Origin of the sequence: Skermanella sp. TT6 (assembly GCF_016653635.2) — a bacterium.
Classification (GTDB): Bacteria; Pseudomonadota; Alphaproteobacteria; order Azospirillales; family Azospirillaceae; genus Skermanella; species Skermanella cutis.
In genome coordinates this window covers 739,876-763,259 of sequence record NZ_CP067421.1, presented here as the reverse complement: position 1 = coordinate 763,259, position 23,384 = coordinate 739,876, and the positions used below count along the sequence as shown (strand labels likewise).

Below are 23,384 nucleotides of genomic sequence, written 5' to 3'. Positions count from 1 at the left end.
GGAACCGCCGGGGAGCAAAGCAGCCTGCCCAATCAGTTGGAGTTCGATGATGCCCGCAGCCGACGCCGAACAGAAAGTCCTACGCCGCTCGATCCTCGTCACCGTCCTCATCGGAGCGGCCGGGGTCCTTTTCGGCATCCTGTCCGGATCGCTCTCCATCATCTTCGACGGCATGTTCTCGGCCGTCGACGCCTCCATGACGGCGCTGGCGCTGATGGTGACGCGGCTCATCGCCCGCGACAAGAGCGAGCGCTTCCAGCTGGGCTTCTGGCACCTCGAACCGATGGCGCTGGCGCTCAACAGCGCCCTGCTGATCCTCCTCGCCTTCTACGCCTTCGTGAATGCGGTCGGCCTGCTGCTGGCCGGCGGGCGCGATCTCTCCTTCGATTGGGCGATCGTCTACGCCGCCGTCGTCGCGGCCGCGTGCTTCGCGATGTTCTTCGCCGGCCGCCGGGCGAACCGCGCGATCGGGTCGGAGTTCGTCGCCCTCGACCTCAAGGGCTGGCTGATGTCGGGAACGATCACCCTGGCCCTGCTGGTGGCCTTCATCGCCGCGGCGATGTTGCGGGGCACGCGCTTCGAGGCCCTTGCGCCTTACGTCGATCCGGCCATCCTCGCCCTGCTGGCGCTGATCATCCTTCCGGTGCCGGTGAGGACGGTGAGGCAGGCGATCTCGGAAATCCTCCTCGCCGCGCCGGGCAACCTGGACAGCAGCGTCCGGGCCGTCGCGGAGGCGACGGTGGAGAAATACGGCTTCGAGGGCTACGAGACCTATGTCGCCAAGGTCGGCCGCTCCCGTTTCATCGAGATCCACCTGATCGTGCCGCAAACGTTCCGGATCGACAGCATCCGGCGCCTCGACGAGATCCGCGAGGAGATCGGGGCGGCGATCGGCGGATCGGAACGCGATCGCTGGCTGACGATCGCCTTCGTCGGCGACAGGCGCTGGTCGATCTGAATGCCCCGCGCCGGGCGAAGCCCGACGCGGGTTTCCGGTCATGCCGTCGCCTGCGCAGTGGCGCAGTTCAAAGCCTCCTTGAGGCGGTTCTCCTGCTCGGTCGTCAGCGACGTGCGCAGCACCGTGCCCTGGTACTTGCCGAGTTCGGGCAGCACCTTGTCGGGATTGACCCTGCGCACCAGCACGAACAGCGCGGAGGTCCCCGGCTCGATGGTCCGGGCGATCTTCCGGATGTAATCGTCCGGGATGCCGTAATCGGTCACGCTGCCGGCCAGCGCGCCCGTTCCGGCGCCGATGACGCCTCCCAGCGCCATGCCGGCGAGAGGGTTGAGGAACAGCAGGCCGACCAGCGAGCCCCAGAGCATGCCGGAAAGCCCCGATTTGGCGCTTCCCAGCGACACGAGGTTCACCGCCTGCTTCAGGCGCACCTTGCCGTCCAGCTCCCGCACCGCGACGCACGCATCCTCGAGGTCGATGAGGTATTCCCGCTGCATCTCCCGCAATTCGTCGAGGGCCTTGTCGGCCGTTTCCTTGTCCTTGAACGCGACGCAGATCAGATCGGACATCTGTGGTTTTCTCCCTATGTTGAGACAGGCGTTTCCCTTGGTCAGGCCGGCCCGAGGGGGATGCCGAGCAGGTACCAGGCGATCAGGAGCAGGGTCCAGGCGACCACGAGGATCCCGGTGTATGGCAGCATCAGGGAGACGATGGTGCCGATACCGGCGTCCTTCTGGTACTTCGCGGCGAAGCCGACCATGACCCCGAGATACACGTTCAGCGGAGTGATGACGTTCATCGGCGAATCCCCGACCCGATAGGCCGCCAGGACAAGGTTCGGGTCCCCGCCCAGTCGCATGAAAAGCGGAATGAACACGGGAGCGAAGATCGCCCACTTCGCGACGGCCCCGGTGATCAGGACATCGATCAGGAAGATGATCAGCACGAAGATGATGATGTAGCCGACCCCGTTGATCGGAGCGTCCTGCAGGATGTCGGCGAGGTTGGCGGCCAGCACGACCGCCATGTTGGTGAAGTTGAAGAAGGCGATGAACTGCGCGATCACCAGGAGGAGAAAGATCAGCCCCGCGAGCCCCCCGAAGGTCTTCACGATCATGCCGATCGCCTGGGTCAGATTATTGATCGTGCCGGCTCCCTTCCCATAGGCGAAGCCGACCGCGAAGAAAAGCGCGCTGATCTGGATGATCAGGCCGTCCATGAACGGCGAGCCCGACAGGATCTCCCCGGTCTGCGGGTTTCGCAGCACCGAGTTCGGCGGTACGGTCAGGAGCGCCATCGCCGCCACGAAAACCGCAAGCGCCACGCCGGCGTTGCGCAGGCCCCGAGACTGCTCCGGGGCCAATCCTTCGGCGGCCTGCACCGGCACGCCGCCCGTGTACGGTCCCAGATGCGGTTCGACGATCTTCTCGGTGATGAGCGTGCAGAGGACAGCCATCAGAAGGCTTGAGACGATCATGAAATAAAGGTTGCCGACGAGGGTGACCTGGCGCGCCGGATCGACGAGGCGTATCGCGTCGTTGGTCATTTCGGCCAGCAGCGCGTCGGTGGGCGTGACGAAGACGTTGACCAGGAATACCGCCGCCACACCGGAAAAGGCCGCCGCCAGTCCCGCCAGGGGATGCCGTCCGAGGCTGTGGAATGCCGCGGCGCCCAGCGGGACGAGCACCAGGTAGCCGGCGTCCGCCGCGATCGAGGAAACGACCCCGAGCATCACGACGATGAAGGTGAAGATCGAGCGGGGTGCGATGAGGACGATCTTGCGCACCAGCGTCGCGATCAGCCCGGATTCCTCGGCGACGCCCACGCCGACCATGGCGATGACGATCACGCCGACCGATCCGAAGCCCAGGAAATTGGCCACGGGGGACGTGATCATGAAGCGCAGGCCCTCCGGCGACAGCAGGCTCCGCACGTCCGTCGTGCGCGTCTCGATCTCGCCCGAAACCGGATCGGCCACCTCGTAGGTGATCGAGGTTCCCAGAAGGCCGAATATCGCCGACAGGACGATGACGATGCCGATCAGGATGAAGAAGATGATGCCCGGGTGCGGCACCTTGTTTCCAACGCGCTCGATCGTCGTGAGAAACCTGTCCAGAGCACCCGGTTTCCTGGCCACCGTCTGCGTCCGGCTCGGCGTCGGGTATCCAATCTGGTCCGCCATCGCCCCTCCCTTGAGACAAGGTTTGTAGGAATATGCTCTGAACGATGACTGCGAGGATACTTCAGCATAGTATTAATACCAAAAAACCGAGCACCAGAACAGTTAGTGTCTCTTTCGTCAAGAGAATTGGAACCTGCTGAAACAGTTTCAGAAGTGTTTCTTCATCCGGAAGGCGAACTTTCAAGACTTTGCTTGCTTGCGCGTGGCAAAGTCACGCGCCCAAAAATATCATAATCTTTTGCAACCAATGTTTCTGCCTTCGATATTATACCTTGCATGTTAATCAAGGAGTTTATAATTCTTCTGTCTGGCGACCGGTGCGCCCGCGCTGGCAATATCGGCATCAGCAAGAGACTTGAAGGTTGGATCCGTGAGCGAGATCTGGACCGTCTTCGCTATCATCGCTGCAATCATTGTGCTGTTCATATGGGACCGTCTGCCGGTCATCGGTGTCTGCGTAGGCGCCGCGCTGTCGCTCTGGGCGACGGGCATACTGACGTTGAACCAGAGCCTGGCAGGCTTCGGCGACCCGGCGGTCATCTTCATCGCAGCGCTCTTCGTCGTCAGCGCCGGCCTGGAGGTGGCCGGCGTGACGGCCTGGGCCGGGCAGCTCCTGATCCGGCAGGCCGGCGACAGCCGGATACGGCTGATCGTGCTGATGATGGGCTTCGTCGGAATCCTGAGCGCCCTGATCAGCGTGAACGGCGCGGTGGCGGCGCTTCTGCCGGTCGTCGTCGTCATGGCCATCCGGCTGGGCCGGTCGCCGTCCCAGCTGTTGATGCCTCTGGTCTTCGGAGCCCATGGGGGCTCCCTGCTGATGCTGACCGGCAGTCCGGTCAACGTGCTCGTGGTCGAAGCCTCGGCCGATGCAGGCGGCGGCGGGTTCGGCTATTTCGAGTTCGCGCTGATCGGCGCGCCGATCGTGCTGGGGTGTATCGGCATCGTGGTGCTGTTCGGCGAACGCCTGTTGCCGAACCGCACCAGCAGGACCCTTCCGCCAGACCTGAGCCGGCTCGCGACCACCCTGTTCGAGCAGTATCGCCTGTCGGGCGACGTGTACCAGCTGCACGTTCGCGCCGGATCTCCCCTGATCGGCAAGACGCGCCAGGCGATCGGCCTCGCCAGACGGGGCGATCTGGCCTTCGTGACGTTCAAGGACGCACGGGGTCATCTGATCCGGCGCGACACCATCGGCGAGGGCGACCTGCTGGTCCTGCGCGGACCCGCCGACCAGGCGGCCGAAGTCGCCCGGGAGTTCAACCTCGCCTTCCGCGAGGACGCGCCCGAGGGGGAGATCACCGACCAGCTCTTCAACCGCGACTCCGGGCTTGCGGAAGTGCTGATCCCACCGCGGTCGCCCCTGATCGGGGAGCGTTTCTTTCCCGGAATGATCACCGAAAGCGGCGACCTGATCGTGCTGGCGCTTCAGCGACAGGGCGTCGACCTGATGCCGGGCGACGCCCTGGCGGCCGGCGACACGATGCTTCTGCAAGGCACCTGGAAGGCGCTCGACACTCGGCTCGACCAGGCCGAAGTGCTGGTGGTGAACTCGCCCGACCTGATGCGCCGCCAGGCCGTGCCGATGGGACGCGGGGCGGGGACGGTGCTCGCGGCGCTGGCGCTCATGGTGTTCCTGCTGGCCACCGGGCTCGTGCCGCCCGCCGTGGCAGGGCTGCTGGCCGCCGGCATCGTCCTGATCTCGGGGGTGCTGAGCGTGGAGCAGGTATATCGCTCGATCAATTGGACGACGGTGATCCTGGTCGGCGCGATGATGCCGCTCTCGACCGCGATGGAGCAGACCGGTGCCGCGCGCCTGCTCGCCGAGACGCTCGTAGGGATCGTCGGGGATGCCGGTCCCTATGCGCTGCTGACCGGCCTCTTCGTGTTCTCGGCGGTCCTGGGGCAGGTGATCTCCAATACCGCCACCGCCCTCATCATCATTCCGATCTCGGTGGTCGCGGCCCAGCAGATGGGCATCTCCACGCAGCCGGTGCTGATGTGCGTGTGCGTCGCCTGCGCCGGAGCCTTCCTCACGCCGGTTGCGACGGCGACGAACCTGATGGTGATGGAGCCGGGCGCCTACAGGTTCGGCGACTACTGGAAGCTCGGCCTGCCGATGCTGATCTGGTGCTTCATCCTCGTGATCTTCGTGGTGCCGGTCATCTGGCCGTTCTGAGCCTGCGGCCCGGGCGGAGACTCCGCGTGAATCTCTGCGGAAGGTAAAGGAAACCAAGGGAGGAAACCTGGAAATGTCCGAACTCGATGCAGTCCTCGCCCGTGCCGACGCCGATCTCGACGCGGCGCTGGACCGCCTGTTCGCCACGCTGCGGCTGAAGTCGATCTCGACCGATCCGGCTTATGCCGCCGAGACGCGGGCCTGCGCCGAATGGCACGCGGCCGATCTCGCCTCGATCGGCTTCGACGCGAGCGTGCGGGACACGGCAGGCCATCCGATGGTCGTCGCGCATGATCGCTCGGCGCCGGGGACCTCGGTGCTGTTCTACGGTCACTACGACGTGCAGCCGGTCGATCCGCTGGAACTGTGGGACCACGACCCCTTCGCGCCCTCGGTCGAGACGCGGGCGGACGGATCCCGGATGATCGTCGCGCGCGGGGCCGCGGACGACAAGGGACAGCTGATGACATTCGTCGAGGCCTGCCGCGCCTGGAAGGCGGTGACGGGCAAGCTGCCGATCCCGATCACGATCCTGCTGGAGGGCGAGGAGGAATCGGGCGGGGTGAACCTGCCGCCGTTCCTGGACGCCAACAAGGAGGAATTGCGCGCCGATCTGGCGCTGATCTGCGACACCAACATGTGGGACCCGGACACGCCGGCGATCACGACCAGCCTGCGCGGACTCTGCGGCGAGGAGATCACCATCCACGCCGCCGACCGCGATTTGCATTCGGGATTCTACGGCTCGGCCGCGGCGAACCCCAACCACATCCTGGCCCGCATCATCGCCGACCTGCGCGCCGCCGACGGGCGCGTCACCATCCCAGGCTTCTACGACGGCGTGCCGGAGCTGCCCAAAGCGTTGAAGGAGAGCTGGGCCAGGCTCGATTTTTCCACGGAAGCCTTCCTGGGCGAGGTCGGGCTGTCGGTGCCGGCGGGGGAAAAGGGACGCTCGGCTCTCGAAATGGTCTGGTCGCGGCCGACCTGCGAAGTGAACGGCATGGGCGGCGGCTATCAGGGCGCCGGTTTCAAGACGGTGATCCCGGCGCAGGCCTCGGCCAAGATCTCGTTCCGGCTGGTGTTCGACCAGGACCCGCACAAGGTGCGCGCGGCCTTCCGGGATTTCGTCAAGGCGCGGGTCCCGGCCGATTGCAGGGTGGATTTCATGGAGCATGGGTCCGGGACCGCCGTGGCCTTCGACACGGGCGCGCCGGCATTCCAGAAGACGCAGGCCGCCTTGACGGATGAATGGGGCCGCGACGCCGCCTTCGTGGGCGGGGGCGGCTCCATCCCGGTGACGACGCTGATCAAGGACAAGCTCGGGATCGACGTGGTGATGGCGGGCTTCGGCCTCAGCGACGACCGGATCCACAGCCCCAACGAGAAATACGACCTGAAGAGCTTCCGCAAGGGGATCCGGTCCTGGGTGCGGATCCTGGCCGCCCTGTAACGGCGGAGCGTGGAAGGCCGTTTCTCACACGCGAATCAGGAAAGCCAGGAGCCGGAAGGTTCAGGGCGCACACGCCCGCCGCGCGATGGACATGAAACGCCGGAACCGTATCCGCCATAACCCGGGTTCCGGCAGGACCGTCAGCCGTCCCATGACGCTGATCGAGAATCCCAATCCGACGGTCGCCATGGACCCGCGGGAGATCGGCCGGGTGTCGCAAGCGGTCAAGGTTGGTCAAGTCCGGCGAGACTTCCGGTGAAGTCGACCGGAAGCATGAGAAACCACCGTCGTCCTCACATCTTGGACCGATGGACATGCACGCCCCGCCAGTCCCTCGATGGCGCCGCGCCGGCGGGTTCCGCCCGCATCCCCATGGTGTGCTCCAGGAGATACCGGGCGGGGCGGTCGTCGGGCGCCCTGTCGAGGAGGGCGCGGAAGCCATGCGCAGCCTCGTCGAACCGGCCGGCGACCAGGTGCCTCAGGGCCGCTTCGTGGAGATCCCGGACCATCAGCGTCGTCCCGTCGACCTCCCCCGTTCGGCCCAGCAGTTCGTACAGCTCCACCGGTTCCGACCGTCCGGGAACGGTGACCCGGTCGAGGTGGCGCCATTCGAAGCCGCTGCCGGCAGTCCGTCGAACCTCGCCCGATACTAGGATGGCGGTCCCGTAGGCCTTGTTCAGCATCTCCAGCCGGGACGCCAGGTTCACAGCGTCCCCGATCACCGTGTAGGACAGGCGCTGGGCCGTCCCGATATTGCCGACCAGGACCTCTCCCGTGGCGAGGCCGATGCGCGTCCGGGACGGCGGCGCGTCGCCGTCCTCGAGGTCGAGCAGGCCGAGGGAGCGCTGCGCGTCGAGCGCCGCCTCGCATGCGCGGGCCGCGTGACCGCGAACATGGTGCGGAGCATTGAAGAAGGCCAGCATGCCGTCGCCCATGAACTTGTCCACGACGCCGCCGGCGTCCTGGACGGCCCGTTCCAGGGCGCCGAAATACTTGCCCAGGTACCCGACCAGCTTCCCCGGCGGCATGCCTTCGGCGATTCCGGTGAAGCCGGCCAGGTCCGAGACCAGGACGGTCAGCACGCGCAGTTCGCCGCCGGGTTCGGCCGCCTGCCCGCTCGTCAGGACGCGCCGGACGACGTCGACCGGCACGTAGGTCGAGAAGGACCGCAGGGCTGCCTTCATGCGCACGAGCGAGCGCGCCATCGCGTCGATCTCGCGGATGGAAGAGCGGACCGGCCGGCTGCCCGGGAAATGGAGGTCGCCGATCGCCGCGAGATCCCGGCTCATCAGGCGGATCGGCCTGGAGATGGCATGGGCGATCACGGTCGCGGCGACGATTCCGGCCGCGAGGAAGATGCAGGCGGTCACCAGGACCGCCGCCGTGGCGGACCACATCGGCCCTTCGACGTCGGCGAGGGGCAGCATGACGAGGAGTTGCCAGCTCAGGCCGCCGCCGATCGTGAGGACGCGGCTGTCGAGGACGAGCCCGCCGGCCGTGGCGCGGTACTGACCGCCGGGCCGGCCCGCGGGGAATCCGGCGGCGGCCGACAGCGCGGCGCGCAGCTCTTCCGGAAAGTCGGGACCGGCCCCGAGCACGAGGGGACCGCCGCCGGACCCGGGCGCCACGATCGCGGCGCGCCCGCTGGTCCCGACCCGCAGGTCCGCCAGGAAGTTCTCGATCCCGCTGAGATGGAAATCCGCGGTCGCCACGCCCGCCGCCCTGCCCGTCCCGGGATGCCTCAGTCCGACCACCGCCGAGATGCCCGGCCTGCCCTCGGCGAACTCGTAGGCACCCGTCCAGCGCGGCTCGTCCGCGTCGATTCCCAGGGCGTACCATGGCTTGCCGCGGGGGTCGTACGGCACTCCGGGTCCGGTCTCCATAGGGACCCGGGTCCCGTCGGGGCGCAATTCCCATTCACGGGCGATCCCGCCGTCGACCGTCGGATCGGACCGGTTGAGGACGAGCGCGCCGTCGCGCCGGGTCACGCCCAGGAACTCTCCCGTTCCGGCGCTGCTGACGCTCACCCAGGTCAGCGCCGGGCTCGCCCGGGCCTCGGACACCAGGTAGTCGGTCATGCGGTCCGTGTCGCCCAGGACAGCGTCCCGGTGCTCGACGAAGTACTTCACCCTGTCCAGGACGGCGGGGCCGTTCTCCAGGAATCGGGAAACCCGGTGCGCCACGTCGTTGGCGACCTGCTCGATCTCGCGGTCCGCGACGGCCTGGACCACCGCGAGATGACGGAGGAGCACGACCGCCGAGACGGCCGACAGCGAGCAGGCTATCAGGGCGACGTTGGCGTACAGAAGCGTGCTTCGGATCCCCAGGCTCATCGCATCCTCCCTCGTTCGACGGCCCGCGCCGGTCTAGGGCTTGCGGCCGACGACCGCGCCGTTGGCGCCCGGCGCGTCGAACCAGACGGTCTCCACGTCGCGGAAGCCGGCATCCTCCATCCACCCGGCGTATTCGGATGGCGTGTAGTTCCGCCCTTCCGTCTCGATCAGCATGTTCAGGCTCATCAGCGCGGCAGCGGCCGGGCCGGTCTTGTCGTCGTTGACCAGAAGCTCGCTGATCACGGCGAGGCCGCCGCTCGGCAGCGCCTCGAAGGACCGGCGCAGCAGCGCCCGGTCCTTCTCCTCGCTCCAGTCGTGCAGGATCATCGAGAGCAGGTGGACGTCGTGGCCGCCGGGGAACGGCGCCGTGCCGAAGAAATCGCCCGGAACCGTCCCGATCCTCCCGCCCAGCCCGGCCAGCGCGATCTTGCCGGCGGCGATCGCGGTCACGTGGGGCAGGTCGAACACGGTTGCGCGAAGATGGGGATAGCGCCGGCAGAGCTCGATGTCGTAGGCGCCGGAGCCGCCGCCGATATCCAGGAGATGCCGGAAGCGGCCGAGGTCCACCGCCTCCCCGAGCCGGCGCGCGGTCATGGTCGAGAGCGCGTGCATCGCCTCCCAGAAGAGGGCCAGCATCGTCGGGTCCTCGGCGTCGAAGATCGAGGACTGCACGGCCGGATCCCACGTCGTCGGCCGGTTCGTGCGGATCGCCTCGGCGAGCTTGCCCCAGCCGGCATAGAGCCGCTTGTCGGCCATCTCGATCCAGCCGCCGAAATAATCGGGCTTGCCGCGCACGAGATAGGACTCGCTGATGGGCGCGTTACGGTATCGGCCGCCGCGCTTCTCCAGGAGGCCGAGGGCCGCGCACCCGGTCAGCAGCATTTCCGCCGGACGGGGAAGTATCCCGAGCGCCTCGGCGAGTTCCAGGCATGTCGTGCTCGCCCCGCCTGCCAGCCGGGTGAAGAGATCCATCTCATGGGCCGCAGCCAGGGTCTTGAAGCCCCAGAAACCGGTCGAGAGGGCCATCAGGGGAGCCGGCGAAGGCAGGTCCGGGTCGACGGAGATCGGCCGATCGGGAAGAAATTCAGGTGCGGCGGTCTCGAACAGGCTTGTCATCCTTTGTTCCTCCACTTCCAGGGCATCGGGATGCCGGCGGCGAAGTCCTGGGTTTTCTTGCGGAACGGGGTCGCCGGTCCCGGAACGCCCTTCTTGTACGCCTGTTTCGTTTCCGCGGGTCTATCCGGAATATGTCTGGATTTTCCGGATAATGGCCGGCATCTTTCCGAAAGGGGCGACCTCTGCCGACATCGGAGGGCGGTGTTGGAAGACAAGAAGCGTATCGCAGCGACGATCAGGAACTATCTTGCCCGTGAAAGGCTGTCGCGGGAGCAGTTCGCCTTCAAGACGAAGTTGGGAAAATCCACGGTCGACAAGCTGCTGATAGGTTTGTTCTCCGACAAGACGCTCTCCATCGTGGAGAACCATACGAAACTGTCCTTCCGTCCGGCAGGGGAACCGGACCGGCACGCGGCGCCGGCCGCGGGTCCCGCCGAGGCGACGATCCACGGCAAGCCTTCGATCGCGGTCCTGCCCTTCGCCAACATGAGCTGTGATCCCGAGCAGGAATATCTCGCCGACGGCATCACCGAGGACATCATCACGGCGCTGGCGCGGCTGCGCTGGCTGTTCGTCATCTCCCGCAACTCCTCCTTCGTCTACAAGGGCAGGCCGGCCGACGTCCGGCAGGTCGCCCGGGACCTCGGGGTGCGCTACGTCCTGGAGGGGAGCGTCAGGACGGCGGGCCTGCGCATCCGCATCACCGGCCAGCTGGTCGACGCCGAGACGGGAAAGCACATCTGGGCGGAGCGGTACGACCGCGACCTCCAGGACATCTTCGCGGTCCAGGACGACATCACGGAGCGCGTGGTCGCCGCGGTGGAGCCCCACCTTTACGCCGAGGAAGGGTTCCGGGTCTCCAGCAGGGCGCCGGAAAGCATCGACGCCTGGGGGTTGGTCGTGCGGGCCATGGGCCTGATCAACCGGGTGGGGCGCCGGCAGAACGAGGACGCCCAGGCCCTGCTGCGCCATGCCGTCGCGATCGAGCCGGGCTATGCCCGCGCTCACGCGCTGCTGAGCTGGGCGCTGTGGTGGGCGGCGCTCTGCTACTGGTTTCCCGACGCGCGCGAGGGCTACCGTCAGGCGGCCGGACATGCCCAGGATGCGCTTTCCCTCGATCCCAGCGATCCGTGGGCCCGGATGGTCTCGGGGCTGTGCCTCAGCACGGCGGGCCAGCACGAGAGGGCCCTGGGGGAGCTCCGGACCGCGCTCGGCCTCCACCCGAGCTTCGCGCTCGGCCGCACGGCGCTGGGCTGGGCGCTCCTGCGGGCAGGCCATTTCGACGAGGCGATCGCCGAGACCGGCCGCGCGCTGCGCATGAGCCCGCTGGACGGCTTCTCCGGGCTCTACACGGCGATCCACGGCTTGGCGCTCCTGGGGGCGCAGCATTTCGAGGAGGCGCTGCCCTTCCTACGGGCCTCGGTCTCCTCCTTCGCGGAATATTCCGGGCACTACAACACCCTGATCAGCTGCTGCGGCCACCTGGGCCTGCTGGACGAGGCCCGGGAGTTCATCGAGATCCGCAACAGGGTGGGTCCCCCCCTCTGCCTGAGCGTGCTCCGCCGCAACCTGGGCAAGTTCGCCCACCGCGACGTGTTCATCGAAGGGCTCAGGAAAGCCGGGGTGCCCGAGTAGGAGATCCGGGAAAATTCCGGACAGTTCAGGAAAAGTCCGGCGAGAGCCCGGGAAAGCCGCGCGCGGTAAGACTCCGGTCATCCAACGATGATCAAGGGATTTTCGGACCATGCGCACTATTCTGACCGCCGGTGCCGCCGCCACCTCGCTGCTGCTCGGCGCGGCCCTCGTGACGACCTCGCCGACCGCCGCGGAGGAGACCGTGAAGCGGGGCGAATATCTAGCATCCATCATGGATTGCGGCGGCTGCCATACCACCGGGGCACTGCTGGGAAAGCCCGATCCGCAGCGTCACCTCGGCGGCTCCGAGGTAGGATTCCAAGTCCCGGGACTCGGAACCTTCTACCCGCCCAACCTGACTCCGGAGCCGGAAACCGGCCTCGGTCGCTGGAGCGAGGCCGACATCGTCACGGCCGTCCGCACCGGCGTCCGCCCGGATGGCCGTGTCCTGGCCCCGGTGATGCCCTATCACAGCTACGGCAAGCTCACCGACGCCGATGCCCAGGCCCTTGCGGCCTATCTCAGGAGCCTCAAGCCGGTGCAGCACAAGGTGCCGGACCTTGCCGGCCCGTCCGAGAAGCCGACAGCGCCCTATCTGGGCGTCATGATTCCCGGGTGACGGCCGCCATGCCGGATTTCATGACGGATCTCGACGGGAACTCCCTCACGCGGGAGGTGATCGACCGGTTCGCCGACACCGGCGATCCGCGCCTGAAGGCCGTCATTGCGAGCCTCGTGCGGCACCTGCACGGCTTCGTGCAAGACGTCGAGCTCACGGTCGAGGAGTGGGGCGCCGCGCTCGAATTCCTGGCCCGCGCCGGCCGGGCCTGCACCGAGGGACGCCAGGAATTCGTCCTGCTGTCGGACGTGCTCGGCGTCACCATGCTGGTCGATTCCATCAACCACCCGACAGCCGGGGGAACCACCGAGACCGCTCCGCCCGGCCCGTTCCACGCCGCCGACGCCCCCGAATTGCCGCTTGGCGCCGACATGGCGCGGGGGCAGCCGGGCGAGCGCCTCCATGTAGAAGGCTCCGTGTCGTCCGGCGACGGGCGGCCGCTCGCAAACGCCGTCGTCGATGTCTGGCAGGCGGACGAGAACGGCTACTACGACATGCAGCGCCCGGAACTGACGGAACCGACGCTGCGGGCGCGCTTCCGCGCCGACGGCCGGGGCCGCTTCGCCTTCCGGTCGATCCTGCCGTCCCACTACCCGATCCCGGCAGGCGGCCCGGTGGGAGAACTGCTGAACGCGACCGGGCGACATCCCTTCCGGCCGGCGCACATCCATTTCAGGATCGCGGCGGAGGGGTACGAGACGCTGGTCACCCAGCTCTTCCCGGCCGACGGCCCGTACCTCGCCGACGACGCGGCGTTCGGCGTCAAGCCCTCTCTGGTCGTGGCGTGCCCGCAGGGCGCTCCCGGCGACGCGCCGGACGGGAGCGCGGGGCCCTGGCGGAGGCTCGCCTACGACTTCGTCCTGAAGGCGCAGGCCTCGGCATCCTCCGTGCAGAAGGGAGCAGGGCGACATGTCTGCGGCGAGGGGACTTCAGCGGGGGAGGTTGTACTCGGCCACGCTCATATGCCAACTATAGTAGGCCTCGCAGACAAGAATCACGCCGATGAATCCACCCAGGTGGATCAGGCTCGAGAGAACGACATCCGAGGATGAAAACAAGACATATCGGGCCAAGGTCCGGTTCAAGAGGTGCCGCGAGCGGAGATAGTACACGATGATGCGCCTGTTCAACCACGCCAGCCAAGTCAGAATGAGCAGGATTCCCAGATGCCACAGATCCATGTCCATGTTTGCTCCTTCTCCTCGCCGTCAAGTCTTCGGCATCGCCGCCCGGCGGTTCCGGTCAGCCGAAGCGACGGCTTTCCCTTGTCGGTTACCGCGCCACAATCCTCCATCACAGTGCTTTCCCCCGAGCCCTGGTTGTGACACATCGGGAACATCATGGTTGCCGGGCCGGCGGATCCTTGCGGCCCGGCGCCTAGCCCTCGGCAGTCACCGACATCCCCTCCCCTGCCCGCCTTTCCCGTTTCAGCAGCAGGCTTCCGAGTGAGAAGGCGCCGGCCAGTGCCAGGGCGATGCCGGCGATCGCCAAGCCCGGCCGCAGCCCCGCCGGGACGTAGTCGAGGACCAGTTCGCCCCCTTCGCCCGGAGGGAGCACGACGGACGGAAGGAATCCCAGTACCGGCTCGACCTCGAGAGGCCGGCCGGCCAGGAAGGCGCGGTACCCGGGATACCAGGCCCGTGCCCAGACGACCCGCCCGCCGCCATGCCCCTTGTCCAGATGATAGGCCTCGCGGTCCGGCCCCCTCTCGACCAGCCGCAGCTGCACGTCCGGAGGCTGGACCGAGACGCTGCCCGGCCGCGGGGGGAGCGGCTCGCGCCTCACGAAGACATCGGCATGCCTGCCCGATCCGGCCCGGACCCAGGTGCCTCCCGCCTCCGCGGCGAAAATCGCGGCATGGAGCCCCCGCTGGGCGACCACGCGCTCGACCCGGGTGAGGTCGAGCAGCGAAAGCCCGGCGGCGCCATCCGCGGACGTGGCGGGCGAAAGGATCCGCTTCGCGGCGTCGGGACAGCTGGCCCCGATGTAATCCATGCAGAAGGCCTCGCGCAGTCCCCGTGGGTCCAGGGCGGAGTAGCCGTTGATCGCCTCCACGTCATGGTGGAGCAGGTTGTTTCCCGGCATCAGCTCGGACCAGAAAGCATCGTCCAAAGCCTTGCCGGAACCGAAGGACGCATCCCGCCCGGGCGGCTGGTAAAGGGCGAGTTGCCGCACCCCGGGGGCATCGACGATGCCGGGCAGGGCCTGCCGCTCCACCGGAGGCGTCCATCGCGGTACCATGCCGTTGTGGGGGAAGACGGCCGTCAGGTAGACGAAAATGGTGACGTGCCCGACCACGGGGATCGCCATCCAGTACTCCGGCCATGACCTCTGGAAGTACCGGGTGAGGAGGACCAGCACGCAGATCCACGAGAGCAGGATGGCTTGGTCCGTGGCCATGCCGGACTGGTTGAGGAACCCGAGCGCCAGGGGAACGGCGAAGGCGAGAGCGGTCCTGCCCATATTCCAGACCCCCTGCCCGTCCCCCATTGTCCGGGTCATCAGCCATCCCGCCAGGACCGCGATCGCGATGTGGTAGTAGGGCAGCAGCCGGAAGGGCCAGCGGAAATACCAGCCGGCCCCGTACATGGACAGCAGGCCGAAGGCGGCCGCCACCAGGACCAGGCCGAGGCCGAGCCCTCCCCGCCGGTCCTTCAAGCCGAGGGCCGTCCAGCGGGCATTGGCCAGGACGGGCAGGATGAACCAGGACACATAGTGGATCGGCGGGGACGGCGCGGTGCGCTCCACGCCGCTGAAGGTCTTCAGGACGTTGGGGAAGATCGGAAGGCTGACGGCGAGGAGGGTGTCGAAATGCGCCGTGAGGACATCCGAGGATGCGCCGTGGGAGCGCATCGACGCTTCCAGCAGGAAGTACAGCAGCGGAAGATAGGCCGGAGCCGCGATGGCGCCGCCCAGGCCCATGGCGAGGACGACCCGGACGCAGGCCAGGAACCGGCCGGTCAGGACGAGGCTCGCGGCAAGGGCGATGCCGGCGCCCACGATCAGGGCGATTGCCGTATAGGGCCAGCCGCTGACGAGGGACAGGGCGGTCACGACCGCCGCCGGCCCGACATGAAGCGCACGCCGGTAGGCCAGCAGGAGCGCGGCCGACGCCCAGGGCAGCCAAGCGATGCCGACCAGGGCGTTCACCCACGCTTGGCCCCAATAAACCACCCACATGCTGGTTCCGCCGGCCAGCGCGGCGGCGACGGCTCCGGCCCGCGGGATGCCAAATCCCCGGCACAACGTGAAGATGCCGCCCGACAGCAGGCAGAGATGAAAGATCGAGAAGAAGGCCGCGGCTTGGTCCAAACGGCCGAAACGGTCCATCAGGACATAGAGGGAAACCGATACCGGGTTCCAGATAGCGTACTGGTATTCCGCGGAGATGGCACCGCCGAGCCAGGATCGCCCGGTGACGAAGGGCATCTGCCATTCCGTGACTTGGCGGGCGATCTCCAGCATGACCGGCATGATCATCATCTGGAAATCATCGGAAAAGTAGAAGTACCCGTTACCGATAAGCGGTACCGCCGCCATGCAGGCCGTGATGGTCACGACGAATATCGCGGCACCCGTATCCGACCACTCCTTTCGATGTCTTGAACCGTATCCAGGGATCGGATTTCCGCTTTCCGACTTTTCATTCCGCATTTACACCAGGATCCGAACCAGTAAGGGGCGAGCCTGGAGCATAAGGGCCTGCCCCGCCCCGTAAGGCAAGTGCGCGAGGGCATTTCCTTGGCGCTCGGCCAAGCCGGCGTAGGGGAAATCCCGGATTACGGAAAAACGGGTGATCGCCGTAGACTTGGCTGAAAGCTGACCCGGCCGGGAGGGCTGCCCGGTGATCCTCGAGGTGCTCTTTGGAGAACCCGGATGCCTGAGGACATGGTCGCGACGACGCCGAAGCCCGGAACGGCACCGGCCGCCGCGCCGGGGCCGCGGGCCTACGTGCAGGAAGCCGCCGGACTGGTGCTTCTCCTCGCCCTGGCCGTAGGCTGCTTCGTCATCCTCCGGCCTTTCCTGGCCGCCATCCTCTGGGCGGTCATCCTGACCTTCTCGACCTGGCCGATCTACCGTTTCCTGGTGAAGCGCCTCGGCGGGCGCGAGGGACCGGCCGCCGTCGTGATGACCCTCCTGGTCGCCCTGGTGCTGCTGCTGCCCCTCGTCATTCTGGGTTCGCGCCTGGCGGAGGGCGTCGTCGGCCTCGCCGAAGGGATCCGGTCGCTGCTCCAGCAGGGACCGCCGCCGCCGCCGCGGTGGATCGCCGACTTGCCTTTCCTGGGTCCCGACCTGACCCGCGCCTGGGAGGAGATGGCCCATGACGGGGCGGGGCTGGCCGAATCCCTCCGGCCCTATGTCGGACCTGCCCGGGATTGGGCTCTCGCCCAGGGTGCCGCCCTGGCCGGCGGAATCTTCGAAACGGCGGTCAGCGTCCTGACCGCGTTCTTCCTGTACGTGCACGGGACCGCCGTCGTCCGGATGGCCGACGCCGTGTTCAGGCGGGTCGCCGGCGACCGGTCCCGCCGGCTGATGGAGATCGCGGGAAGCACCATCAAAGGCGTCGTCCACGGGGTGCTCGGCACGGCGCTGGTCCAGGCGGTGCTGGCGACGGCGGGCTTCTGGGTCGCGCAGGTTCCCGGCGCCTTCCTCCTGGGCTTCCTCTCGTTCTTCCTGTCGCTCTTTCCCGGCGGCCTCCTGCTGGCCTGGATACCGGCGGCGGCCTGGCTGTTCGCCGAGGGGCAGCGGGAATGGGGCATCTTCATCATCATCTGGAACCTGCTGGTCGTCGGCACGATCGACAATTTCCTGAAGCCTTACGTCATCAGCCGGGGCGGCAGCCTCCCGATCCTCATGATCCTCTTCGGCGTGATGGGCGGCATCATCGCTTTCGGATTCATCGGGATCTTCCTCGGCCCGACGCTGCTGGCGATCGGCTACAGCCTGATCCAGGAGTGGGGGAAGGACGAGGACGCGCCGGTGCCGGGCGGCCGGTGACCCGGCGACCATCACGAAAGATCATTACGGGAGGGGAAACGATGTTCGACGTGGCGGAAATCGGCAGCACCCTGGCGAAGGAGGACTACAAGGCCCGCATGCCCGACCTCCGGGCCCGGCTGCTGGAAGCGCAGTTCCACCTGAGGCGCAAAGACGTGCCGGTCCTGATCGCGGTCGCCGGCGACGACCGCATCGGCTGCGAGGAGCTGATAGACCGGCTGAACGAGTGGCTGGACGCCCGCTATCTCGATACCCAGGTGTTCGAGGAGGAGACCGAGGAGGAAAGGCAGCGGCCCCGATTCTGGCGTTACTGGATGGCGCTGCCGCCCCGGGGGCGCGCCGCCATTTTCTTCGGCGGACTGGCGCTGGACGCGATCGCCGACCGCTATCTCGGCCGCATCGACAGCGACGGCTTCGCCGCCCGGATGGAACATGTCCGGACCTTCGAGCGCGCGATCGTGGCCGACGGCATGCTGCTGGTGAAGATCTGGCTGCACCTGCCCAGGCAGGAGTTGAGGCGCCGCCTGAAGCGGAAGGATTCCGGCTGGCAGCTGGAGCAGCGCGACTGGATCATCTTCAAGCATTACGACGAGATCAAGCCGCTGTGCGAACGCTACCTGCAGGAGACCAGCGCGGGCGGCGCCGCCTGGACCGTGGTGGAGAGCACCGACGCCCGCCATCGCGACCTGCGCGCCGCGGAGCACCTGCTGGCCGCCTTCACGGCCCGGCTGGACGAGGCGGATGCCGCGCCGGCGACCCGGACCGCCGAGGCCCTGAAGCCGGCGGCACGGCCGGTGGACGTCCTGGGCAGCCTCGACCTGTCCCGCCGGATCGCGGAGGAGGATTACCGCGACCGGCTGGAGGACCAGCAGCGGCGCCTCCACAAGCTGTCCCTGAGGGCCAGGCGGGAAGGCCTGTCCTCCGTGCTCGCGTTCGAGGGCTGGGACAGCGCCGGCAAGGGCGGCGCCATCCGCCGGCTGGTCTGGAGCATGAAGGCGGCCAATTGCCGCGTCGTGCCGGTCGCGGCGCCGACCGACGAGGAGCGGGCGCGCCACTATCTCTGGCGCTTCTGGCGGCACCTGCCGCACGCCGGCAAGATGCTGATCTTCGACCGGAGCTGGTACGGCAGGGTCCTGGTCGAGCGGGTCGAAGGCTTCGCCCGGCCCGAGGAGTGGCGGCGGGCCTATGACGAGATCAATGATTTCGAGCGGCAGCTGACCGACCACGGCTCGCTGCTGCTGAAGTTCTGGCTGCACATCGACAAGGACGAGCAGCTCCGCCGGTTCGAGGAGCGCGCGAACACCCCGCGGAAGCGCTACAAGATCACCGAGGAGGACTATCGCAACCGCGAGCGCTGGGACGACTACCTGATGGCGGTCAACGAGATGGTGGCCAGGACCGGCTCGACCGGGGCGCCCTGGGTTCTGGTGCCGGCCAACGACAAGCGGGCCGCGCGGATCCAGGTGCTCACCGCCGTGTGCGACGGCCTGGACCGGCTTCTCTGACCGGCACCGGCGTCAGTCGCCGTGGGCTCCGCGCGGCAGCTCCCCGGTCATCGCCGGGCGCACGACGGCAGGCGCCGAGGGCGACGCCGCCGGCTCCGCGGGCGGTTCGCGGCCAACCCTCTCCCGCAGGTGCTGGAACACGACGTAGAGGACCGGGATCAGGAAGACGCCGACCAGCGAGGCGGCCAGCATGCCGCCGAACACGGCGGTGCCGACGCCGCGACGGCTCAGTTCGCCCGCACCCTGCGCGGTCACCAGCGGCACGAGCCCGAGGATGAAGGCGAAGCTGGTCATCATGACCGCGCGGATGCGCATCCGCGCGCCCGCGACCGCCGCCTCGGCGACCGGGAGGCCCCGCTCCCGCTGTTCCTTGGCAAACTCGATGATCAGGATCGCGTTCTTGCTGGCGAGCGCGATCAGCACGATGATGCCGATCTGGGCATAGACGTCGCCGGGCAGCCCCGCCAGGATCAGCGCGGCATAGGCGCCGAGCAGCCCCACGCTGACGGAGAGCAGGACCGGGACCGGGATGTTCCAGCTCTCGTAGAGGGCGACCAGGAACAGGTAGGCGAACAGAACCGCCAGCGCCAGGATCACCGTGGTCTGCCCGGCCGCCTGCTTCTCCTGGAGCGCCGTGCCCGTCCACTCGTAGCCGTAGCCGGACGGCAGGGTGGCGGCCGACAGCCGCTCCATGGCGGCGAGCGCCGTGCCCGAGCTGACGCCCGGCGCCGGACTGCCGTTGATGGTCACGCTCCGGTAGTTGTTGTACCGGGTGAGGGACTGCGGCGCCAGGATCAGGCGCGCCTCGACCAGCGACCGCAGGGCCACCATCTCGCCCTTCGCATTGCGCACGTTGATGCGGTAGACATCGGTCACCTGGTCGCGGTCGTCCGCCTCGCCCTGGAGGTTGACCTGCCAGACCCGGCCGAACAGGTTCAGGTCGTTGACGTAGAACCCGCCGAGCGTCGCCTGGAGGGCCGTGAAGATGTCGTCGATGGCCACGCCCAGCGTCTGGGCCTTGTTGCGGTCGATGTCGAGATAGAGCTGCGGCGTGTCGGCCGCGAAGGTCGTGAACACCCCCGACAGCGCGGGCTGCTGGTTGGCCGCGAAGATCAGGCCGCGGGCCGCCGCCGCCAAGTCCTCCGGCGTGCCGCCGGCGAGGTCCTGGAGCTGGAACTCGAACCCGCCCGTGGTGCCCAGGCCGATGATCGGGGGCGGCTGGAAGGGGATGACGGCGGCGGTCCGGACGGCGGCGCCTTCCCGGCGGATCCTGGCCGTGATGGCCCCGACGCCGAGCTGCGGATCGGTCCGCTCCCCGAAGGGCGCCAGGGTGACGATCAGGAAGGCGGCGTTGGACTGGGACAGGCCGCTGATCATGCTGTAGCCCACCACCGAGGTCACGTCGACCACCCCGCCGATCGGGCGGACGATGTCCTCGACCTGCTCCACCGCCGCGAGCGTCCGCTTGACCGACGATCCCTGGGGCAGCTGCAACTCGACGAAGAAGGCGCCCTGGTCCTCCTGAGGCAGGAATCCGGTCGGCGTGGCCCTGGACAGGGCGTAGACGCCTCCCGCCACGACCAGCAGGAACAGGATGCCGAACGCGGCCCGCCGCACCAGCCGGGCGACGACGGCGGCATAGAAGTCGCGGGTCCGGTCGATCGCCCTTGTCACGCGGCCCATCACCCCCCGCCGGGGTCCGTGGGCCGGCTTGAGCAGAATGCCGCAGAGCGCCGGGCTGAGAGTCAGGGCGTTGATCGCCGACAGCACCATGGAGACCGAGACCGCGACCGCGAACTGGCGGTACAGCTCGCCGGTCAGGCCGGGGATGAAGCCGATCGGCACGAACACCGACAGCAGGACCAGGGTGATGGCGATGATCGGCGCCGTGATCTCCCCCATCGCCTTGGCCGTCGCCTCCTTCGGCGGCAGTCCCTCCTCCTCCATGACGCGCTCGACCGCCTCGACCACGACGATGGCGTCGTCGACCACGATGCCGATCGCCAGCACCAGGGCCAGCAGCGAGATGGTGTTGGCCGAGTAGCCGAGGGCGAGCATGACGGCGAAGGTGCCGACCAGGGACACCGGCACGGCGACGGTCGGGATCAGGGTCGCCCGCCAGCTTCCGAGGAACAGGAAGACGACCACGACCACCAGGACGAAGGCCTCGACCAGCGTATGGATCACCTCCTCGATGGTGGCCGTGACGAACAGCGTCGTGTCGTAGCCGATCCTGTAGGCCAGATCCTCGGGGAAGCGCTGAGCCAGGCGGTCCATCTCGGCCCGGATCGCCGCCGCGACGGCGACCGCGTTGGCGCCCGGCGACTGATAGATCGCGATCGAGACGCCGGGATTGCCGTTCACCCGGCTGAAGGAGTCCGACGACTTCGCCCCCAGCTCCACCCGGCCGATGTCGCGCACCCGCACCACGGAGCCGTCGGGATTGGCCCGGATCACCACGGCCTCGAATTCGTCCGGGTCGGCCAGGCGGCCCTTGGTCTGGATGTTCAGCTGGAAAGCCTGGTCCGATCCGATCGGTTCGGCCCCGATGCGGCCCACGGCGGCCTGGGTGTTCTGGCTCCTGATCGCGTTCGCCACGTCGGCGGGCGTGAGCCCGAGGCTGGTCATCGGGTCCGAATCGAGCCAGACCCGCATGCTGTATTCGAGCGCCCCGAACAGGAACGCGTCGCCGACGCCGTCGATGCGGGCCAGCGTGTCGAGGATGTTGATGGTGGCGTAGTTGCTGACATACAGCGAGTCATACGTGTTCTTCGGCGAATAGAGATTCACGACCTGGAGCAGCGCCGCCGACTTCTTCTTCACGCTCAAGCCCTGCCGCCTCACCTCTTCCGGGAGCTTCGATTCGGCGAGGCTGACGCGGTTCTGGACATTGACCGTGTTAATGTCGGGATCGGTCCCGAGCGCGAAGGAGACGGTCAGGGTATAGCTGCCGTCGTTGCCGCTCGTGGACTTCATGTACAGCATGTTGCTGACGCCGTTGACCTGGGCTTCGATCGGCTGGGCCACGGTGGATTCCACGACGGCGGCCCCGGCGCCGGGATAGACGGCGGTGACGCTGACCTGGGGCGGCACGATGTCCGGGTACTGGGCGACCGGGATGATGGCGATGGCCATCAGCCCGGCCAGAGTGGTGACGATGGCGATGACCATCGCCAGCCGGGGACGCCGGATGAACACGCTCGACAGCATGGCTCAGGCTCCCGATGGCTGTTGGACCGGCGCCGCATCGACCGCCTGCCCGGGACGGACCTTCTGGGCGCCCTCGACGATCACCATCTCGCCCTCCCGGAGCCCCTTCTCGACGACCGTCTCGCCGTGGCGGCCCGGTCCCAGCGCCACCCGGCGGACCTCGACCTTGCCGTCGCCGCCGACGACCAGCACGAAGGTGCCCGCCTGGTCGGCCTGGACCGCGGCCTGAGGCACCACCAGGGCCTGCTCCGGCGCCTCGCGTTCCACCGAGACGGTGGCGAACTGGCCGTCGGTGAGGAGCCGGTCGGGATTGGGCAGCTCCGCCCGGACGGTCAGCGTGTCCGTGCCCGGGTCCACCTTGACGTCGAGGAAGTCCACCCGGCCCGGATGGGGATAGGCCTGCCCGTCGGCCAGGGTGAGCCGGACGATGGCTCGGTTCGCCCCCTCGCCCGTCTGCGCGGCGCGGCGCTTGAACTGCAGGATCTCCCTCTGGCTCACGGGAAAGGTGACGTGGACCGGATCCTGGCTGACGATGGCGGCGAGGGTGCCGGCTTCGGGCCCGACCAGGCTGCCCGGGGAATATCTCGACCGGCCGATCCGCCCGGACAGGGGAGCGCGGATCTCCGTATAGCCCAGGTTGATCTCGGCCTGTTCCAGGGCGGCCTGGTTCTGGAGCACGGCGGCCCTGGCCATCGCGTCGTCGGCGCGGCGCTGGTCGACGACGGCTTCGGAGATGTTCTTGTTCTTCACCAAGTCGAGGGCGCGCTGCAACTGGACGGCCGCATTGACCGCGGCCGCCTCGGCGCTCGCGAGGTTGGCCCTGGCCTGGGCGACCTGCGCCCTGTACGGGGCCTGCTCGATGGTGAACAGGAGATCGCCGGCCCGGACGTCCTGGCCTTCGGTGAAGAGTCGTTTCTCCAGGAAACCGGAGACCCGGGCGCGGATATCGACATCCTCGGCCGCGACCACCCGGCCGACGAACCCCGCCCCGACGGTGACGTCCTTGCGGGCGACCGGCGCCACGGCGACCGCGACCGGGGGAGGCGGCGCCGCCCCCTGCTGCGCGCCCTCCTCCGGCGAACAGGCGGCCAGCGCGGCGGCGCAGAAGCCGGCCAGGACGATGCGCCTGCCCCGTTCCCTCCCTGGCCGCCAGGATTGCCGGAGAATGGACATGACCCTCGCACCTCCCCGCTTGCGGCCCGCTG

General features: G+C 67.9%; 15 protein-coding genes. 8 read left to right on the top strand and 7 right to left on the bottom strand.

What is annotated here, in order from left to right; genetic code table 11:
• Positions 1 to 46 precede the first annotated feature (46 nt).
• Positions 47 to 958, top strand: coding sequence for a cation diffusion facilitator family transporter (locus tag IGS68_RS31355; RefSeq protein ID WP_371821927.1), 912 nt, complete (start codon positions 47 to 49; stop codon positions 956 to 958).
• Positions 959 to 996: 38 nt separating this feature from the next.
• Here IGS68_RS31355 and IGS68_RS31350 read toward each other — a convergent pair whose 3' ends face one another.
• Both IGS68_RS31350 and IGS68_RS31345 read right to left on the bottom strand, forming a co-directional pair.
• Positions 997 to 1,524 carry a DUF1269 domain-containing protein gene (locus IGS68_RS31350; RefSeq protein ID WP_201082219.1) on the bottom strand — a complete coding sequence of 176 codons (528 nt, stop codon included), beginning with the start codon at positions 1,522 to 1,524 and terminating at the stop codon, positions 997 to 999.
• Between the two features lie 41 nt (positions 1,525 to 1,565).
• Complete coding sequence (locus IGS68_RS31345; protein ID WP_201082218.1) at positions 1,566 to 3,137, bottom strand: AbgT family transporter; 1,572 nt, start codon at positions 3,135 to 3,137, stop codon at positions 1,566 to 1,568.
• Between the two features lie 370 nt (positions 3,138 to 3,507).
• On the opposite strand from IGS68_RS31345, the gene IGS68_RS31340 reads away from it, so the two are divergent.
• Complete coding sequence (locus tag IGS68_RS31340; protein WP_201082217.1) at positions 3,508 to 5,313, top strand: SLC13 family permease; 1,806 nt, start codon at positions 3,508 to 3,510, stop codon at positions 5,311 to 5,313.
• A gap of 73 nt (positions 5,314 to 5,386) precedes the next feature.
• Complete coding sequence (locus IGS68_RS31335) at positions 5,387 to 6,763, top strand: M20/M25/M40 family metallo-hydrolase (RefSeq protein WP_201082216.1); 1,377 nt, start codon at positions 5,387 to 5,389, stop codon at positions 6,761 to 6,763.
• A gap of 293 nt (positions 6,764 to 7,056) precedes the next feature.
• On the opposite strand, the gene IGS68_RS31330 is transcribed toward IGS68_RS31335, so the two are convergent.
• Together IGS68_RS31330 and IGS68_RS31325 are read right to left on the bottom strand one after the other, a co-directional pair.
• Positions 7,057 to 9,096: an adenylate/guanylate cyclase domain-containing protein gene (locus tag IGS68_RS31330; protein ID WP_201082214.1), complete on the bottom strand. Its 2,040-nt coding sequence runs from the start codon at positions 9,094 to 9,096 to the stop codon at positions 7,057 to 7,059.
• 33 nt (positions 9,097 to 9,129) lie between these two features.
• A complete protein-coding gene (locus tag IGS68_RS31325) occupies positions 9,130 to 10,143 on the bottom strand; it encodes an acetylserotonin O-methyltransferase (protein ID WP_247881491.1) in 1,014 nt (337 codons plus the stop codon).
• Between the two features lie 273 nt (positions 10,144 to 10,416).
• Between IGS68_RS31325 and IGS68_RS31320 the strand changes: the two genes are divergently transcribed.
• The 3 genes from IGS68_RS31320 (at position 10,417) to IGS68_RS31310 (ending at position 13,518) form a co-directional block, all read left to right on the top strand.
• Positions 10,417 to 11,847 (top strand): tetratricopeptide repeat protein, encoded by a 1,431-nt coding sequence (locus IGS68_RS31320; RefSeq protein WP_201082212.1) that lies wholly within the window; start codon positions 10,417 to 10,419, stop codon positions 11,845 to 11,847.
• 109 nt (positions 11,848 to 11,956) lie between these two features.
• Complete coding sequence (locus tag IGS68_RS31315) at positions 11,957 to 12,466, top strand: c-type cytochrome (RefSeq protein ID WP_201082210.1); 510 nt, start codon at positions 11,957 to 11,959, stop codon at positions 12,464 to 12,466.
• Between the two features lie 8 nt (positions 12,467 to 12,474).
• A complete protein-coding gene (locus tag IGS68_RS31310; RefSeq protein ID WP_247881451.1) occupies positions 12,475 to 13,518 on the top strand; it encodes a dioxygenase family protein in 1,044 nt (347 codons plus the stop codon).
• 325 nt (positions 13,519 to 13,843) lie between these two features.
• Here the strand turns inward: IGS68_RS31310 and IGS68_RS31305 are convergent, their stop codons facing one another.
• Positions 13,844 to 15,949: a hypothetical protein gene (locus IGS68_RS31305; RefSeq protein ID WP_206379359.1), complete on the bottom strand. Its 2,106-nt coding sequence runs from the start codon at positions 15,947 to 15,949 to the stop codon at positions 13,844 to 13,846.
• Positions 15,950 to 16,342: 393 nt separating this feature from the next.
• Between IGS68_RS31305 and IGS68_RS31300 the strand changes: the two genes are divergently transcribed.
• Together IGS68_RS31300 and pap are read left to right on the top strand one after the other, a co-directional pair.
• Positions 16,343 to 17,464 carry an AI-2E family transporter gene (locus IGS68_RS31300; RefSeq protein WP_201082206.1) on the top strand — a complete coding sequence of 374 codons (1,122 nt, stop codon included), beginning with the start codon at positions 16,343 to 16,345 and terminating at the stop codon, positions 17,462 to 17,464.
• Positions 17,465 to 17,505: 41 nt separating this feature from the next.
• Positions 17,506 to 18,969, top strand: coding sequence for a polyphosphate:AMP phosphotransferase (gene pap, locus IGS68_RS31295; RefSeq protein WP_201082204.1), 1,464 nt, complete (start codon positions 17,506 to 17,508; stop codon positions 18,967 to 18,969).
• Between the two features lie 12 nt (positions 18,970 to 18,981).
• Here the strand turns inward: pap and IGS68_RS31290 are convergent, their stop codons facing one another.
• On the bottom strand, positions 18,982 to 22,179 hold the full coding sequence (locus IGS68_RS31290; protein WP_201082202.1) for an efflux RND transporter permease subunit: 3,198 nt from the start codon (positions 22,177 to 22,179) through the stop codon (positions 18,982 to 18,984).
• A 3-nt stretch (positions 22,180 to 22,182) separates the two neighbouring features.
• Positions 22,183 to 23,352 carry an efflux RND transporter periplasmic adaptor subunit gene (locus IGS68_RS31285; RefSeq protein WP_201082200.1) on the bottom strand — a complete coding sequence of 390 codons (1,170 nt, stop codon included), beginning with the start codon at positions 23,350 to 23,352 and terminating at the stop codon, positions 22,183 to 22,185.
• Between the last annotated feature and the right edge of the window lie 32 nt (positions 23,353 to 23,384).

Excerpts from the sequence above, each read along its gene's own strand:
- IGS68_RS31285 (WP_201082200.1), bottom strand. The coding sequence starts at position 23,352 with ATGTCCATTCTCCGGCAATCCTGGCGGCCAGGGAGGGAACGGGGCAGG.
- IGS68_RS31355 (WP_371821927.1), top strand. The coding sequence starts at position 47 with ATGATGCCCGCAGCCGACGCCGAACAGAAAGTCCTACGCCGCTCGATC.
- IGS68_RS31335 (WP_201082216.1), top strand. The coding sequence starts at position 5,387 with ATGTCCGAACTCGATGCAGTCCTCGCCCGTGCCGACGCCGATCTCGAC.
- IGS68_RS31350 (WP_201082219.1), bottom strand. The coding sequence starts at position 1,524 with ATGTCCGATCTGATCTGCGTCGCGTTCAAGGACAAGGAAACGGCCGAC.
- IGS68_RS31315 (WP_201082210.1), top strand. The coding sequence starts at position 11,957 with ATGCGCACTATTCTGACCGCCGGTGCCGCCGCCACCTCGCTGCTGCTC.
- IGS68_RS31345 (WP_201082218.1), bottom strand. The coding sequence starts at position 3,137 with ATGGCGGACCAGATTGGATACCCGACGCCGAGCCGGACGCAGACGGTG.
- IGS68_RS31300 (WP_201082206.1), top strand. The coding sequence starts at position 16,343 with ATGCCTGAGGACATGGTCGCGACGACGCCGAAGCCCGGAACGGCACCG.
- IGS68_RS31290 (WP_201082202.1), bottom strand. The coding sequence starts at position 22,179 with ATGCTGTCGAGCGTGTTCATCCGGCGTCCCCGGCTGGCGATGGTCATC.
- IGS68_RS31310 (WP_247881451.1), top strand. The coding sequence starts at position 12,475 with ATGCCGGATTTCATGACGGATCTCGACGGGAACTCCCTCACGCGGGAG.
- pap (WP_201082204.1), top strand. The coding sequence starts at position 17,506 with ATGTTCGACGTGGCGGAAATCGGCAGCACCCTGGCGAAGGAGGACTAC.
- IGS68_RS31330 (WP_201082214.1), bottom strand. The coding sequence starts at position 9,096 with ATGAGCCTGGGGATCCGAAGCACGCTTCTGTACGCCAACGTCGCCCTG.
- IGS68_RS31305 (WP_206379359.1), bottom strand. The coding sequence starts at position 15,949 with ATGATGATCATGCCGGTCATGCTGGAGATCGCCCGCCAAGTCACGGAA.